The 15,366-nt window shown below is 68.5% G+C and carries 13 protein-coding genes and 2 tRNA genes; 10 read left to right on the top strand and 5 right to left on the bottom strand.

Annotated elements, in window-relative coordinates; all coding sequences use genetic code 11:
- Window positions 1-84 precede the first annotated feature (84 nt).
- The 7 genes from gyrB to OHB23_RS04505 all read left to right on the top strand — a co-directional run bounded on the left by gyrB (window position 85) and on the right by OHB23_RS04505 (window position 8,564).
- Complete coding sequence (gene gyrB / locus OHB23_RS04535; RefSeq protein ID WP_027505936.1) at window positions 85-2,124, top strand: DNA topoisomerase (ATP-hydrolyzing) subunit B; 2,040 nt, start codon at window positions 85-87, stop codon at window positions 2,122-2,124.
- Between the two features lie 37 nt (window positions 2,125-2,161).
- Window positions 2,162-4,684, top strand: a complete 2,523-nt coding sequence (gyrA, locus tag OHB23_RS04530; RefSeq protein WP_222649992.1) for a DNA gyrase subunit A — start codon at window positions 2,162-2,164, stop codon at window positions 4,682-4,684.
- A complete protein-coding gene (locus OHB23_RS04525) occupies window positions 4,681-5,646 on the top strand; it encodes a DUF3566 domain-containing protein (RefSeq protein ID WP_328810973.1) in 966 nt (321 codons plus the stop codon). The genes gyrA and OHB23_RS04525 overlap by 4 nt, the downstream gene beginning before the upstream one ends.
- A gap of 98 nt (window positions 5,647-5,744) precedes the next feature.
- A tRNA-Ile gene (locus OHB23_RS04520) sits at window positions 5,745-5,818 on the top strand.
- A gap of 132 nt (window positions 5,819-5,950) precedes the next feature.
- A tRNA-Ala gene (locus OHB23_RS04515) sits at window positions 5,951-6,023 on the top strand.
- Window positions 6,024-6,144: 121 nt separating this feature from the next.
- Window positions 6,145-7,140, top strand: coding sequence for a GGDEF domain-containing protein (locus OHB23_RS04510; RefSeq protein ID WP_231476347.1), 996 nt, complete (start codon window positions 6,145-6,147; stop codon window positions 7,138-7,140).
- A 110-nt stretch (window positions 7,141-7,250) separates the two neighbouring features.
- The gene (locus tag OHB23_RS04505) at window positions 7,251-8,564 is read left to right on the top strand and encodes an alpha/beta hydrolase (protein ID WP_328810972.1); all 1,314 of its coding nucleotides are present in this window, start codon (window positions 7,251-7,253) and stop codon (window positions 8,562-8,564) included.
- Between the two features lie 14 nt (window positions 8,565-8,578).
- Here the strand turns inward: OHB23_RS04505 and OHB23_RS04500 are convergent, their stop codons facing one another.
- On the bottom strand, window positions 8,579-8,941 hold the full coding sequence (locus OHB23_RS04500) for a hypothetical protein (protein WP_056695686.1): 363 nt from the start codon (window positions 8,939-8,941) through the stop codon (window positions 8,579-8,581).
- 41 nt (window positions 8,942-8,982) lie between these two features.
- Here OHB23_RS04500 and OHB23_RS04495 point away from each other — a divergent pair, with 41 nt between their 5' ends.
- Window positions 8,983-9,510, top strand: a complete 528-nt coding sequence (locus tag OHB23_RS04495) for a peptidylprolyl isomerase (protein ID WP_027505933.1) — start codon at window positions 8,983-8,985, stop codon at window positions 9,508-9,510.
- 39 nt (window positions 9,511-9,549) lie between these two features.
- Window positions 9,550-10,443 carry a rhomboid family intramembrane serine protease gene (locus tag OHB23_RS04490; RefSeq protein WP_328810971.1) on the top strand — a complete coding sequence of 298 codons (894 nt, stop codon included), beginning with the start codon at window positions 9,550-9,552 and terminating at the stop codon, window positions 10,441-10,443.
- Here the strand turns inward: OHB23_RS04490 and OHB23_RS04485 are convergent.
- Together OHB23_RS04485 and crgA are read right to left on the bottom strand one after the other, a co-directional pair.
- A complete protein-coding gene (locus OHB23_RS04485; protein ID WP_328810970.1) occupies window positions 10,440-10,901 on the bottom strand; it encodes a PH domain-containing protein in 462 nt (153 codons plus the stop codon). The two genes, OHB23_RS04490 and OHB23_RS04485, sit on opposite strands and share 4 nt — an antisense overlap.
- A gap of 78 nt (window positions 10,902-10,979) precedes the next feature.
- Entirely contained in the window at window positions 10,980-11,243 is a 264-nt protein-coding gene (crgA, locus tag OHB23_RS04480) for a cell division protein CrgA (protein WP_027505930.1), read from the bottom strand.
- A gap of 126 nt (window positions 11,244-11,369) precedes the next feature.
- On the opposite strand from crgA, the gene OHB23_RS04475 reads away from it, so the two are divergent.
- Window positions 11,370-12,002 carry an aminodeoxychorismate/anthranilate synthase component II gene (locus OHB23_RS04475; RefSeq protein WP_222632479.1) on the top strand — a complete coding sequence of 211 codons (633 nt, stop codon included), beginning with the start codon at window positions 11,370-11,372 and terminating at the stop codon, window positions 12,000-12,002.
- Between the two features lie 18 nt (window positions 12,003-12,020).
- On the opposite strand, the gene pknB is transcribed toward OHB23_RS04475, so the two are convergent.
- The gene (pknB, locus tag OHB23_RS04470; protein ID WP_222646461.1) at window positions 12,021-13,955 is read right to left on the bottom strand and encodes a Stk1 family PASTA domain-containing Ser/Thr kinase; all 1,935 of its coding nucleotides are present in this window, start codon (window positions 13,953-13,955) and stop codon (window positions 12,021-12,023) included.
- A complete protein-coding gene (locus OHB23_RS04465; protein ID WP_328810969.1) occupies window positions 13,952-15,364 on the bottom strand; it encodes a serine/threonine-protein kinase in 1,413 nt (470 codons plus the stop codon). Before OHB23_RS04465 ends, pknB begins: the two co-directional genes overlap by 4 nt.
- Between the last annotated feature and the right edge of the window lie 2 nt (window positions 15,365-15,366).

Raw genomic sequence — 15,366 nt, 5'->3', positions numbered from 1 at the left:
TTTTTTCGGGTCGAGGTCCTCTGCCGTCCTCACCGAGCGAGGTGAGTGTCGGGGGAGCGTAGTCGAGAAGGAGAACAGCTGACCGTGGCTGACCCCAAGGCAGGCAAGAGCGACAAGCCGAAGGAATACGACGCGTCGTCGATCACCGTCCTCGAAGGACTCGAGGCGGTACGCAAGCGACCCGGTATGTACATCGGTTCCACCGGAGAGCGCGGCCTGCACCACCTGATCTGGGAGGTCGTCGACAACTCCGTCGACGAGGCGATGGCAGGTCATGCCACCACGGTGGAGGTCACCCTTCTCGCCGACGGCGGCGTGCGGGTCGTCGACGACGGTCGCGGTATCCCCGTCGGCATGCACTCCTCGGGCATCCCGACCATCGAGGTCGTCATGACTCAGCTGCACGCCGGCGGCAAGTTCGACTCCGACTCCTACGCGGTGTCCGGCGGCCTGCACGGCGTGGGTATCTCCGTGGTCAACGCTCTGTCGACGACCCTGCTCGCGCAGGTCGACAACGACGGCTTCCACTGGGAGCAGACCTACACGCGATCCGTCCCCGGCGAGCTGATCAAGGGCGAGCCGACGAAGCGCACGGGTACGGCGATCTCGTTCTGGCCGGACGCGGACATCTTCGAGGAGACCGTCTTCAAGTTCGACACGGTCGCGCGTCGCCTGCAGGAGATGGCGTTCCTGAACAAGGGACTCACCATCGTCCTCACCGACGAGCGCGCCTCGGACATCGAGCGCATCGCCGACGAGGCCTCCGAGAGCGAGCTGGCGGAGACGCCCAAGGCGGACGCCGAGGAGCCGTCGGGAGCACCGGCCAAGATCAAGACCCGGACCTACCACTACCCCGGTGGTCTCGAGGACTACGTCCGCTACATCAACCGTGCGAAGACGCCGCAGCATCCGTCGGTCATCGGTTTCTCGGCCAAGGGCCCGGGCCACGAACTCGAGATCGCGATGCAGTGGAACTCGACGTACGCGGAGTCCGTGCACACGTTCGCAAACACGATCAACACGCACGAGGGCGGTACGCACGAAGAGGGGTTCCGCTCCGCGCTGACCAACGTCGTGAAGAAGTACGCCAACGAGAAGAAGCTCGTCAAGGAGAAGGACGGCATCCTCACCGGAGACGACATCCGCGAGGGTCTCGCCGCCATCATCTCCGTCAAGGTCGGTGAGCCGCAGTTCGAGGGCCAGACGAAGACCAAGCTCGGCAACACCGAGGTGAAGTCCTTCGTGCAGAAGGCCGCCGGCGAACACCTCACGCACTGGTTCGAGGCGAATCCCGCCGAGGCCAAGCTCATCATCTCCAAGGCCGTCGCCTCGATGCAGGCGCGCACAGCTGCTCGTCGTGCGCGAGATCTGGTGCGGCGCAAGAGCGCCACCGACATCGGTGGACTGCCGGGCAAGCTCGCGGACTGCCGTTCCAACGATCCGTCGAAGTGCGAGATCTACATCGTGGAGGGCGACTCGGCCGGCGGCTCCGCCAAGTCCGGTCGCGACTCGATGTATCAGGCCATTCTTCCGTTGCGCGGCAAGATCATCAACGTCGAGAAGGCCCGCATCGACCGTGTCCTCAAGAACACCGAGGTCCAGTCGATCATCACGGCGTTCGGCACCGGCATCCACGACGAGTTCGACATCGCGAAGCTGCGCTATCACAAGATCGTGCTGATGGCCGACGCCGACGTCGACGGCCAGCACATCTCGACTCTGTTGCTCACCTTGCTGTTCCGCTTCATGCGGCCTCTCGTGGAGCACGGCTACGTCTACCTGGCCATGCCGCCGCTGTACAAGCTCAAGTGGCAGCGAGGTGCGGATCCCGAGTTCGCCTACTCCGATCGGGAGCGCGACGGACTGATCGAGGCCGGCCTGGCGTCGGGCAAGAAGATCAACAAGGACGACGGCATCCAGCGCTACAAAGGCCTGGGCGAGATGAACGCGAAGGAACTGTGGGAGACCACGATGGATCCGAGCGTGCGCGTGCTGCGTCAAGTGACTCTGGACGACGCTGCCGCCGCCGACGAACTCTTCTCCATCCTCATGGGTGAGGACGTCGAGGCCCGCCGCAGCTTCATCACCCGTAATGCCAAGGACGTTCGTTTCCTCGACGTATAGGCGCTCCGCGCCCCGAGCGCCGCGCTAGGAGAATGCAATGACAGACACCACCCTGCCCCCCACCGGCGGCGACGGACCCACGTCCGACCGCATCGAGCTGGTCGACATCCAGCAGGAGATGCAGAACAGCTACATCGACTACGCGATGAGCGTCATCGTCGGTCGAGCACTCCCGGAGGTGCGCGACGGTCTCAAGCCCGTGCACCGCCGCGTGCTGTACGCCATGTTCGACAACGGATATCGACCCGATCGCGGATACGTGAAGTCGGCTCGACCGGTGGCCGAGACCATGGGCAACTACCACCCCCACGGCGACAGCTCGATCTACGACACCCTCGTGCGCATGGCGCAGCCGTGGTCCATGCGGTACCCGCTCGTCGACGGTCAGGGCAACTTCGGTTCCCGCGGCAACGACGGCCCGGCGGCCATGCGGTACACCGAGTGTCGGCTCACTCCTCTCGCGATGCAGATGCTCGCGGACATCGAGGAGGAGACCGTCGACTTCATCGCGAACTACGACGGCCGCACCCTCGAGCCGACCGTGCTGCCCGCCCGCTTCCCCAATCTGCTCGCCAACGGCAGTGGCGGCATCGCGGTCGGCATGGCGACCAACGTTCCGCCGCACAACCTTCGGGAACTCGCCGAGGGTGTGTACTGGATGTTGGACAACTACGAGGCCAGTGAAGAGATCGCCCTCGAGGCGATGATCGAGCGGATCAAGGGACCGGACTTCCCCACTCACGGTCTCATCGTCGGATCGCAGGGCATCGAGGACGCGTACCGCACAGGTCGCGGATCGATCCGCATGCGCGGCGTGGTCGACATCGAGGAGGGGGAGCGCGGCGGCACGCAGATCGTCGTCACCGAGCTGCCGTTCCAGGTGAACCCGGACAACATGATCGCCTCGATCGCCGAGCAGCTCAAGGACGGCCGCATCGCCGGCATCTCCGACATCGAGGACCAGTCGTCCGACCGCGTCGGTATGCGCATCGTCATCAAGCTGCGTCGCGACGCGGTCGCGAAGGTGGTGCTGAACAACCTCTACAAGCACAGCCAGTTGCAGACGAGCTTCGGCGCCAACATGCTCTCGATCGTCGACGGCGTTCCGCGCACCCTGCGGATCGACCAGATGATCAAGCTGTACGTGACCCACCAGCTCGACGTGATCGTCCGTCGTACGCGGTACCGGTTGCGGAAGGCCGAGGAGCGGGCCCACATCCTGCGCGGACTGGTGAAGGCGCTCGACGCCCTCGACGAGGTCATCGCGTTGATCCGCCGGTCCGCCGACGCCGATGTCGCACGCCAGGGCCTGATGGACCTGCTCGACGTCGACCAGATCCAGGCGGACGCCATCCTCGCGATGCAGCTGCGTCGCCTCGCTGCCCTCGAACGGCAGCGCATCGTCGACGAGCTCGCCGCGATCGAGATCGAGATCGCGGACCTGCAGGACATCCTGGACCGTCCGGAGCGTCAGCGGGAGATCGTGCGCTCGGAGCTGAAGGAGATCGTCGACAAGTTCGGCGACGATCGTCGTACCCGGATCATCGCGGCCGACGGCGACGTCAGCGACGAGGACCTGATCGCGCGTGAGAACGTCGTGGTCACCATCACGGAGACGGGGTATGCCAAGCGCACGCGGACCGACCTCTACCGATCGCAGAAGCGCGGCGGCAAGGGTGTGCAGGGCGCGGGTCTCAAGCAGGACGACATCGTCAGCAAGTTCTTCGTCTGCTCGACGCACGACTGGATCCTGTTCTTCACCACGAAGGGCCGGGTCTACCGGGCCAAGGCGTACGAGCTCCCCGAGGCCAACCGCACGGCCCGCGGACAGCACGTCGCCAACCTGTTGGCGTTCCAGCCGGACGAGCGGATCGCGCAGATCATTCAGATCAAGACCTACGACGACGCGCCGTACCTGGTGCTCGCGACGAAGGCCGGTCTGGTGAAGAAGTCCAAGTTGGCCGACTTCGACTCCAACCGTTCCGGTGGCATCGTGGCCGTCAACCTGCGTGGCGACGACGAGTTGGTCGGAGCCGTGCTGTGCACCAATTCGGACGACCTGCTGCTCGTGTCCGCTCAGGGCCAGTCGATCCGCTTCTCGGCCACCGACGAGGTGCTGCGCCCGATGGGCCGCGCCACTTCGGGTGTCCAGGGAATGCGCTTCAACGGCGAGGACGCACTGCTCTCCCTGAACGTGGTGAAGGACGGCACGTACCTGCTGGTCGCCACGTCCGGTGGCTACGCGAAGCGCACCGCGATGGAGGACTACCCCCCGCAGGGCCGCGGTGGCAAGGGCGTGCTGACCATTCAGTACGACCCGCGTCGTGGCACCCTGGTGGGAGCGCTCATCGTCGAGGACGACGACGAGCTCTACGCCATCACCTCGAGCGGCGGTGTCATCCGCACCGCGGCTCGTCAGGTTCGCAAGGCAGGACGCCAGACCAAGGGCGTTCGGCTGATGAACCTCGGCGACGGCGACAACCTGCTGGCCATCGCACGCAACGCGGACGAGCCGGAGGACCTCGCGATCGCCGAGGCCGACGGATCCAAGGAGTCATGAGCGCAGTGAGTACTCCCGAACAGCCCGGGTCCACCGGAAACGGACGCCCCGCGCCGAGCACCACGTCCGACCGTCAGGCCCCACGGCCTGCCGGCGGACCCCCGGCACCTCGCCCGCCCGCGGCGTGGCCGCCTGCCCAGCAGGACGGCGCACGCCAGGACGGGGTGCAGCAGGACTCCGCTCGACAGGACCCTGCTCGGCAGGACCCCGGCCATCAGGGTCCCCGTCCGGCTCGGACACCGGACTCCCAGCAGGCTCCCGTGCGGGAGCAGCAGCCACCTCAGCGGCAGCCGCAGACGAACCTGCAGAGCCGTCCCGCTCCGACGGGCCGCGCTCCCGAGCAGGCTCGTCCGGACCAGGGTCAGGCCCGGACGACCGTGCAGCCCGCTGCACGTCCGACGGACGGTCAGGACCGTCCCCGCCAGGGGCGTCCCGCCGAGGCGACGGCCAAGGCTGCGGTGATCGACGGGCCGACGCGCAACATCGCGCGGAACGACCTGCCCACCGACATGCCGGACCTCTCGACGGTCCGTCACCCGCAGCAGGAGGAGCAGCGCACCGAGCGCGCCACCCCGATGATGACGGCGCGACCGTCGGAGTCCGGTGAGCCGCTGCGCGCGACCGTCCAGGTGCGCAAGATCGATCCGTGGTCGATGTTGAAGCTGTCGCTCGTGATCTCCGTGTCGCTGTTCTTCGTCTGGATGGTGGCCGTCGGGCTGCTGTACATGGTGCTCGACGGCATGGGCGTGTGGGATCGACTGAACAATGCTTTCTCCGACATCGTCGCCACGTCCGGCGAGTCCGGGTTGGTGTCGGCCGGCCAGATCTTCGGTTACGCCGCCGTCATCGGTCTCATCAACGTGGTGCTGTTCACAGCACTGACGACCATCGGCACGTTCATCTACAACCTGTGCTCCGACCTCGTCGGTGGCCTGGAAGTGACGCTGGCGGACCGGGACTGACCCACCGCACACCGGCGTTTTGGTCTCGCGCCGTGTGTGCGGTAATCTCGTTCCTCGGTCAGCACAGCACGTTCCACCGTGCTCTGCGAGCCGAGTGCGGGCCTATAGCTCAGGCGGTTAGAGCGCTTCCCTGATAAGGAAGAGGTCGGAGGTTCAAGTCCTCCTAGGCCCACGAACGAGAGCGAGAAAGGATGTCCGTGAGGATTCTTCTCCCCGCCCTCGTGACGTCGGTCGTCGTTGCCGTCACTGTTCGCGCGATCCGCGTGGAGAGTACGCGGTGGCATCGTCTGCCGGATGTCGATCCGGGGCCTTAGCTCAGTTGGTAGAGCGCTGCCTTTGCAAGGCAGATGTCAGGAGTTCGAATCTCCTAGGCTCCACAGTCACGACCACACCCTGTTCCGCATGCCGGAGCAGGGTGTTCTCGTCTCTGGACATGTCACCATGCCCACCGGCGATGCTTCGTCCACCACTGCGCGCCTCATCGTCGATACTTGACGCGTGAACCCCGGACGAGGAACAGAAGCGAGCACCGCGATGGTGGTCTATCTCTGTCCCACCGCCGTTCTCTTCATCGCCGGTGCCGTCGCGTTCTCGGGCACGACCACCGGAACCGTGGTCATGGTCCTCGCGGCAGGTCTCCAACTCCTCGGTGCGGCCGTCCTGCACTTCGGCCCGCGTCCGACCTCGCCTCGCACGCTGGGCATCGTGACGGGCGGCGCCGTCGCGTCGCTGTGCGCGATGTTCCTCACGTCGGACGGCCCGGTGGCGTACCTGCTGCTGAGTCAGGCGGCGATGTTCCTGGGCATGCAGCTCGCGGGGTACTGGAGTGAGCGCGGCGGCTGGGTGTGGGTGAGCGTGCTGACGGTGGGATCGGTCGTGGCGGCCGCGCTGTCGCCGTCGACCATGCCGATGGTGGGTTACGTCCTCACCGCGCTGGGCATCGTGGCCGCCGCCGAGTTCTTCGGCTCCCACTCGCGGCGCATGCGGCACTCGGCGTCGCGGGACGCCCTGACCGGACTCCTCAACCGTCAGGGCCTCGAGGACCGCGTCGAGAAACTGCTCCCGGTCTTCGCCTCTCGTGGTCTGCCGGTGAGCATGGCGGTTCTCGATCTCGACAACTTCAAGACCGTGAACGACATCTACGGGCACATCGCCGGCGACGTACTGCTCGAGCGGGTCTCGGCAGCGTGGCGCGGTCAGCTGCGCAAGGGCGACGTCCTGGGCCGTCTCGGCGGCGACGAGTTCGTGCTGTTCATGCCGGGAACCGGTGAGGGCGAGGCGGCGACCCTTCTGGAGCGGCTGCGGGCAGCGCACTCGGCCGAGTGGAGCGTCGGACTGGTCTGCATGCCCACCGTGCGCAAGTGGTCGGAGATCTACCGGGCCGCCGACGCCGAGCTCTACAAGGCCAAGCGCAGCCGAGGTGCCCAGCAGATGTCCACGCCGGTGCCCAGGGCCGTCATCGAGGACACCGGAGTGCCCGCCGAGCGGCGCTGACGGCTCGTTCCCCGGGCTGTGGACGACGCAGCGAGGCCCGCCGGCTCCATCTGGTCCACTGTCCGCTCGAGGCGGCCTCCACGTGCCGTCCGGGAACGACGGGGGTCGGCGTGAGCGAGTCGGTGGTCTGGACAGCACCGGACATGTGGAACATGCACACGAGGGTGGTGTCCGCGGGGACTCGCCTGCGCGTGCTGGTCGATCGCACGACCGCGATCGGGCGGCTGCCCGGGTGGGAGGGAGCGGCGGCCGACGCCGCTCGGTCGGCCGTCGTGGGTACGGCGGCGGAGCTGTCGACGCGAGCGGACGTGTTGGGTCGGATCGCGGACGTCCTCGCCCGCGCGGGTGACGACCGTGCAGCCCTGTCGCGATGGGATCCCGCGGATCGGACGGGCGCCCTCGCCGAACTGGATCGCACGGTCGCCGAGGACCTGACCAGGGCAGGCGGAGACGCGCCGCCGGACTCGGCGCCCACGAGGGCCGCGGCGGTGCTCGACACCGCCAACCGGGCGCGGATGGCCGAGGACCGTGAGCGCCTCGTCGTCGCCGAACGGGACCTGTCCGCGCGACTCGACGCCGCGTTCGGGGGCGCGTTCTCGAACGTGGACGCGGGACTCGCCGAGACGCGGCAGCGCCTGGCGGCCATCGACGCGCTGATCGAGGTGCTCGCGCGACCCGAGCGCCGTCTCGTGCACTACGAGGCGGGTGCGCGCCGCACCCTGGCGGCGGTGTCCGTCGGCGACCTCGACGGTGCGGATCGGGTGGCGGTGGTGGTTCCGGGCGCCGGGACCACGGTGGCGGGGTCGATCGCGCGACACGACGGCGAGACGGCGGCACTCGTCACCGAGGCGGGTGCGCTGTCACCCGGCTCCGTCACCGCAGGTGTGTCGTGGCTCGGATACGAAGCGCCGCAATGGAACACGGAGCTCGTCGAGCCCGGGCGCAGCGTGGCCTCGACCGCACCGGCCGCGGCCGGCGCGCCGGCACTCGTCGGCGTTCTCGAGGCGCTCGGCGATCGTCGACACGGTGGTGATGCTCCGGAGGTGACGCTGGTGGCGCACTCCTACGGCACCGTCGTCGCGGCGCAGGCCATCGAGGCCGGTGCCCCCGTCGACGCCGTGGTGGTGATGGGCTCGCCCGGATGGAGCGACCGCGCCGCCGCAGCCGCGCCGGGCCCGGTGCACGTCGCCGAGGCGGCGTGGGACCCCGTCGCCGACCTGGGACGGTTCGGGCCCGATCCCAGCGAGCGACCCGAGACCGAGGCGCTGGACACGGCGGGCACCGTGGGCCATGCCGACTACCTGGAACCGGGAAGCGTGTCGGCGCGGGCCGTGGCCGAGGTGGTGGCCGGAGTGCCGAGCCCACCCGGCCCACGAACCATGGACCTGGCCGACGTGGCGCGGTTCGTGCTCGGGATGCTCTGACCGGCGGAGCAGTGTCAGGGCGCCTGGTGACCGTTGGTCGTCGGCGTGCCCAGGCTCGGCGGCTCGGCGGCGGGAGGGGGCAGCTCGGTGCGGCGCGAGCGGGAGAACGCGACAGCGCCGGCGCCGAGGAGGACGAGCAGTCCGATCACGCCGGCGCGGCGGCCGGGCACGAACCGACCGCGTCGAACGGGCGCCGCCGCACGCACGGGTGCGGGACGAGCGGCACGCTGCTGGGCGCGTCGTGACCGGAGGACCGACACCCCCTTGCGAGTGACGACGAAACCTGTTGCTGCGGGGCCCTTCGCGAGCGTGAGGGCGGTGTCACGGGCGATGCCGAGCGCCTTCTTGGCGGTGGCACTGTCGGGTGTTGACGTCATCCGTTCACCCTTGCACATTCCCCGGGTGGCACGATGGTGTTGTGACCTCACCTCTACAGACTCAGACCGCGACCCTGCACACGAATCACGGCGACATCGTGATCGCCCTCTTCGGCAACCACGCGCCGAAGACGGTCGAGAACTTCGTCGGTCTCGCGCAGGGCACCAAGGACTACAGCACGAAGAACGCGTCGGGCTCCTCCGAGGGACCTTTCTACGACGGCGCGATCTTCCACCGCGTCATCGCGGGCTTCATGCTCCAGGGTGGTGACCCCACCGGCACCGGCACGGGTGGTCCCGGATACAAGTTCGGTGACGAGTTCCACCCCGAGCTGTCGTTCGACCGTCCGTACCTGCTCGCCATGGCGAACGCGGGCCCCGGCACCAACGGTTCGCAGTTCTTCATCACCGTCGGCCCGACGCCGCATCTCAACCGTCGTCACACCATCTTCGGCGAGGTCATCGATCCCGCGTCGCAGAAGGTCGTCGACGAGATCGGCTCGACCGCGACCGGCCGCGGCGATCGCCCCGTGAACGACGTCGTCATCGAATCCGTCACCATTGCCTGATTCGACCGACACGGTCCCCCGTCGCGAGATCGGTGTGACATGACAGGACCAGGATGGGGCGGCGCTCCGGTGCCGCCCCTCCCTGCCTGCGTGCGCCACCCCGATCGGCCCACCCGCCTGTCCTGCACCCGGTGCGACCGACCGGCCTGCCCGGAATGCCTGCGGCCCGCCGCGGTGGGTCAGCACTGTGTCGACTGCGTGGCACAGGCAGCAGGGTCGATCCCGCGTGCCCGCACGATGGCCGGCGGTGTCAGCAGGACCGTCTCCACCCCCGTCGTCACCTACGCGCTGATGGCACTGAACATCCTCGTGTTCGCCCTCACGGCCGCTCAGTCCGGCGGCCTGGCGAACCAGTCGAGCTCGCTGTTCCGCAGCTGGCAGCTCGTTCCGCTCCTGGTGGCCGACGGCGATGTCGTCCGCATCCTGGGCAGTGGTTTCCTGCACTCCGGCATCGTGCACCTCGCCGTGAACATGTTCGCCCTGTACGTCATCGGCCGCGATTGCGAACTGGTGCTCGGACGGTCGCGATACCTCGCCGTGTACGTCGTCGCGCTGCTGGGCGGCGCCGCGGCGGTGATGTGGCTGTCCAGCCCCCTGGTGGCGACGGTCGGAGCATCCGGCGCCGTGTTCGGCCTCCTCGGTGCACAGGCCGTGATCCTCGTCCGGCTGCGCCGCAGTCCCACCCCGGTGCTCGTCGTGATCGGGCTCAACGTGGTGCTGAGCATCGCGATCCCCGGGATCTCCCTGTGGGGACACCTCGGCGGGCTCGCCGCCGGTGCCGCCGCCACGGCCGCGGTGCTGTTCGTCACCGGTTCGGACGCTCGTCGGTCACGCCGACTGGGATGGTTCGGCATCGCCGGCGTCGGGCTGCTCGCACTGGCGCTGATCGGTCTGCGTGCCGCGACGCTCGCTCCGACTCTCGTGGCGGGCTAGTCCCGCTGCGACCAGCCCGCGTCGACCCACCCGTGCAGCTCGAGGGTGTCGAACACGGCGCGCGGATCGGCCCCGAGGTCCCAGCGACCGAAGATGACGAGTCGCTCGTCGTCGCCGTCGGTCACGTCCATCTCCAGCATCGGAACCCGTCGACCGAGCCGCGGGTACGGGACCAGACGCAGTGAGAGCACGTCGTCGCGCCCGTAGTCGCGGGTTCCGCGCAGAGTTCTGATGCGCAGGACGTCGCCGTCGACACTCAACTTCGGACGTTGGACCGCGGCCAGCACAGCCAGCGCCAGGGCTGCCAGTGCGGCGAGTCCGATGAGCGCGCGGCCGGCCGGATCACCCGTCGTGGCGACGGCAGCGGCGGCGAGTGCAGCGGCTCCCACCACCAGCGCGGCCACGGCGGCGAGGGGTGTGGACCAGGACTGCGGCGCCTCGCGGCCACCTGTGGACAAGTTATCCACAGAAGTTATCCACAGTGTGGATGAACAACACGCGTGTAATTTCGGCGCGCATGGCGGAGGAAGCCCCGGTCAGCGCCATTTCATCGTCATGACGAGACCGACAATCCAGAAACCGAAGCCGATCAGCAGGTTGTAGGCCCCCAGATCCGACATCCAGCCGATGCTGTCCTGGGCGAGGTAGTACACGATGAGATACACCAGACCGAGCACCATGAAACCGAACATGACCGACAGATACAGCGTGCTCGACGGCGCGGCCTTGACCTTGACGGGCGTCCGCGACGCCGGATCGATCGTGTAGTCGGGCTTCTTGCGGACCTTCGACTTGGGCATGGATGACCTCGAACTCTCGTACCGGACTGCAGGCGGGCGGGTGTGAGCCACGGTGGGGACGCTCACTGCTCACGTCCACGATAACCTGCAGCCGAGCTCCCACCCGTGCGGCATTAGTCTTGTGACATGCGCATCCTCGTCGTCGACAACTACGACAGCTTCGTGTTCAACCTGGTCCAGTACCTCGGCCAGCTGGGGACACGGGCCCGAGTGCTGCGGAACGACGACCCCGGGGTGCTCGATGTCGAGGCCGCCGTGGCGGAGGTGGACGGAGTGCTGCTCAGTCCCGGACCCGGCACGCCGCAGCGCGCCGGCGTCACCATGGACATGGTGCAGGCCTGCGCCTCGTCGGGAACGCCCCTGCTGGGCGTGTGCCTCGGACACCAGGCCATCGGTGCCTCCTTCGGCGGCGTGGTCGAACGCGCGCCGGAACTTCTGCACGGTAAGACCAGCGTCGTCCACCACTCCGGAGACGGCGTGCTGGCAGGGTTGCCGGATCCGTTCACCGCGACGCGCTACCACTCGTTGACGGTGCGGGAGGACACGATCCCGGACGACCTCGAGGTGACCGCGCGCACCGAGAGCGGCATCGTCATGGCGATGCGCCACCGGGAGCTGCCGATCCACGGCGTGCAGTTCCACCCCGAGTCGGTCATGACGCAGGGTGGTCACCGCATGCTGGCGAACTGGCTCGCCGTGTGCGGCGAGGCTCCCGAACCGGGCCTGGTGGCCGAGCTCGAGAGCGCCGCCCGCGTCTGAGCACGGCGCCGCGTCGGGTCAGAGCCCGAACTTGCCGACGGTCACGTTGACGCGCGCCGTCTTGGCGATGGCCGTCCCCGGCGCGACCGCCTGCTGCTGAACGCGGTTGACCTGCGTGAGGTCCGACGTCTGGACGTCGACCTGGTCGATCTCGGCGATGGTGCCCTCCCAGCCGGCAGCGCGGAGGAGGTCGACGGCCTGGACCGGGGTCTGGCCTGCCAGGTCCGGGATCTCGAACTGCGATCCGTTGGACACCCGCACCACCACGGTGTCGCCGTCGGTGGCGTTGCTGCCGCCCGCGGGCGTCGTGGCGACCACCTGACCGGCCGGGAGCGTCGAGTCGACGTTCTGGCGGTCGACGAGGAAACCGGCACCCGCGATGTTGGGCTGAGCGACCTCGATGTTCTGACCGACCACGTCGGGGACCCGCACCTGACGCGGTCCCGATCCGAGCGTGATGCGTACCGACGAGCCCTGAGCCATCGACGATCCGCGAGCCGGCTCCTGACCGATGACCTTGTCGACGTCCGCGCGAGACGACGCGGCCCGGCCGATCGACGGGTCGAGAGCGAGACCGGCCTGCACCAGTGCCTGTTCCGCAGCGCTCTGCGTCAGTCCTGCCAGCTGGGGGACCTGGATCTGCTCCGGACCGGTGGACACCTCGAGAACGAGGGTGCTGTTCTCGTCGACCGTCGTGCCGGACACGGGTCGCGTGCCGATGACGGACCCCTCGGGCACCGTCGCGTCGGAGCGTTGCTGGACGTCGACGCGGAAGCCCGCGTTCTCGAGGGTGGTGCGGGCGGCGTCGGCGGTCTGCGCGGACACGTCCGGGACGGTCACCGAACGGGCCTCCGCACCGGGGCCGAGATTCCACAGGAAGACGCCGACGATGCCGACGACCACGAGGGCGGCGAGCGCCATGACGGCGACGCGCACGCCCTTGCGGCGCGGTCGGTCTCCGTCGTCGTCCGCGTCGGGATGCGCGTGGCGGGCGATCCGGCGAGGCTCGCCGGAGTTGTCGGACGCCGGCCGAGCGCCGGACCGCGGCGCATCCATCGAGCCGAGGATGGTGGTGCGATCCTCGTCGTTCATCACCATCGGCGCACTGGGCCGCTGGCCACCGAGGACGCGGATGAGATCGGTGCGCATGTCCGCGGCGCTCTGGTACCGATTGGCCGGGTTCTTGCTCATCGCCTTGAGAATGATCGAGTCCAGCTCCCGCGGGATGTCCGGATTCACCGACGACGGCAGTCGCGGATCTTCCCGGACGTGCTGGTACGCGACCGCGACCGGGGAGTCACCCGTGAACGGCGGCTCGCCCGTCAGGATCTCGAACAGCACGCAGCCCAGCGAGTAGACGTCGGATCGCGCATCGACCTGTTCGCCGCGAGCCTGCTCTGGCGACAGGTACTGGGCGGTACCGATGACGGCAGCGGTCTGCGTCATCGGAGACGAACTGTCGGCGATGGCCCGCGCGATGCCGAAGTCCATGACCTTTACCGCACCGGCGCGGTTGATCATCACGTTGGCCGGTTTGACGTCGCGGTGCACGATGCCGTTGCGGTGGCTGAAGTCGAGGGCGGCGCAGACGTCGGCGATGACCTCCATCGCACGCTTGGGAGCCATCGGCCCCTCGGCGCGGACGATGTCGCGCAGCGTGTCGCCGTCGACGTACTCCATGACGATGTAGGGCAGCGGACCCGTCTCGGTCTCCGCCTCACCCGTGTCGTACACCGCCACGATCGCCGGATGGTTCAGTGCCGCAGCGTTCTGCGCCTCGCGGCGGAACCGCAGGTAGAACGTGGGATCGCGTGCCAGATCCTGACGCAGCACCTTGATGGCCACGTCGCGATCGAGACGGCCGTCCTTCGCGAGGTGGACCTCCGACATGCCACCGAAACCGAGGATCTCCCCGAGGTCGTACCGGGACGAGAGCTTGCGCGGTGTGGTCATCGCGATCCTCCCGGTGCGTAGTTGAAGGGGTTGCCGTCCCCGTTGCCGTTGCCGTTCCCGCCGCCGAGACCGGGGATGGTGAACAGTCCCCCGTCGGTCGTGGTCGTGGTGGTGGTCGTCGGCTCGGTGGTCGTGGGCTCGGTGGTGGTCGTCGTCGGTTCCGTCGTCGTGGTGGTCGTGGGGGTGGTGGTGGTCGTCGTCGTGGGCTCGGTGGTGGTGGTCGTCGGCCGCGTCGTGGTGGTGGTCGGCTCCGTGGTGGGCGCCGCCGTGGTGGTCGAGGTGACGACGGGCGTCGAACCGTTGCTCTCGGTGAAGACGAACAGCCCGAACGCGACGACGGCGGCGAGCAGGAGCAGTCCACCGGCAGCCCAGGCCAGGGCCTTCTGCCCGGGGGTCATGCCCGATTCGCGGTCACGATCAGGTTCCGGTGATCGTGGTGTGGCCGCTGCCGCGGCGGCGTAGCCGGTGGCGGACGTGGTCATCATGCGGGTGCTGGACGGCCCACCGACGGCGCCGACGGGCGGGGCGACCCGACCGGTACCGGACGCCGTGCCCGGGGCGGGCGGGCGCCGGCCGGCGCGCACGGCAGCGACCGCGTCGGCGAACTCCCCGCCGTTCTCGTACCGTGCGGCCGGGTCCTTGGTCATGGTGATCTCGATGAGCTCCCGCACCGGCTGCGGCAGATCGCCGGGAAGCGGCGGCGCGGCGTCCCGCACGTGCTTCATCGCGACCGTCAGCGCGCCGTCGCCGACGAACGGACGGGTCCCGCTGATGGCCTCGTAGCCCACGACGCCGAGCGAGTACACGTCGGACGCGGACGTCGCGTCCTGACCCAGCGCCTGTTCGGGGGCGATGTACTGCGCGGTGCCCATGACCATGCCGGTCCGCGTGACGGGCGAGGCGTCCACGGCCTTCGCGATGCCGAAGTCGGTGATCTTCACCGTCCCGTCGGGCGTGATCATGATGTTGCCCGGCTTCACGTCACGGTGGACGATGCCTGCGCGGTGCGCGGCCTGCAGGGCGCGGCCGGTCTGCTCGAGCATGTCCAGTGCGTGGACCAGCGGAAGCCGACCCATGCGCGTGAGCACCGTGTTGAGGGGCTCGCCGATGACGAGCTCCATGACGAGATACGCGAGCGACTGCCCGTTGGCGTCCCGCACCTCGCCGTAGTCGTAGATGTTGGCGATGCCGGGATGGTTCAACAGCGCGGTCGTGCGCGCCTCGACGCGGAACCGTTCGACGAACTCGGGGTCGTCCGAGAACTCCGGCTTGAGGATCTTGACGGCGACGCGGCGATCGAGCCGGTTGTCCGTCGCTTCCCAGACCTGTCCCATTCCACCGGTCGCGATCAGTCGGAGCAGTCGATAGCGGTCGGCGACCACTGCTCCGTTACCCAGGCCTCCACTCATGC

Origin of the sequence: Rhodococcus sp. NBC_00294 (assembly GCF_036163995.1) — a bacterium.
Taxonomy (GTDB): domain Bacteria; phylum Actinomycetota; class Actinomycetes; order Mycobacteriales; family Mycobacteriaceae; genus Rhodococcoides.
The sequence above is the reverse complement of the archived record's forward strand: the minus strand, read 5'-3'. Positions and strand labels throughout refer to the sequence as shown.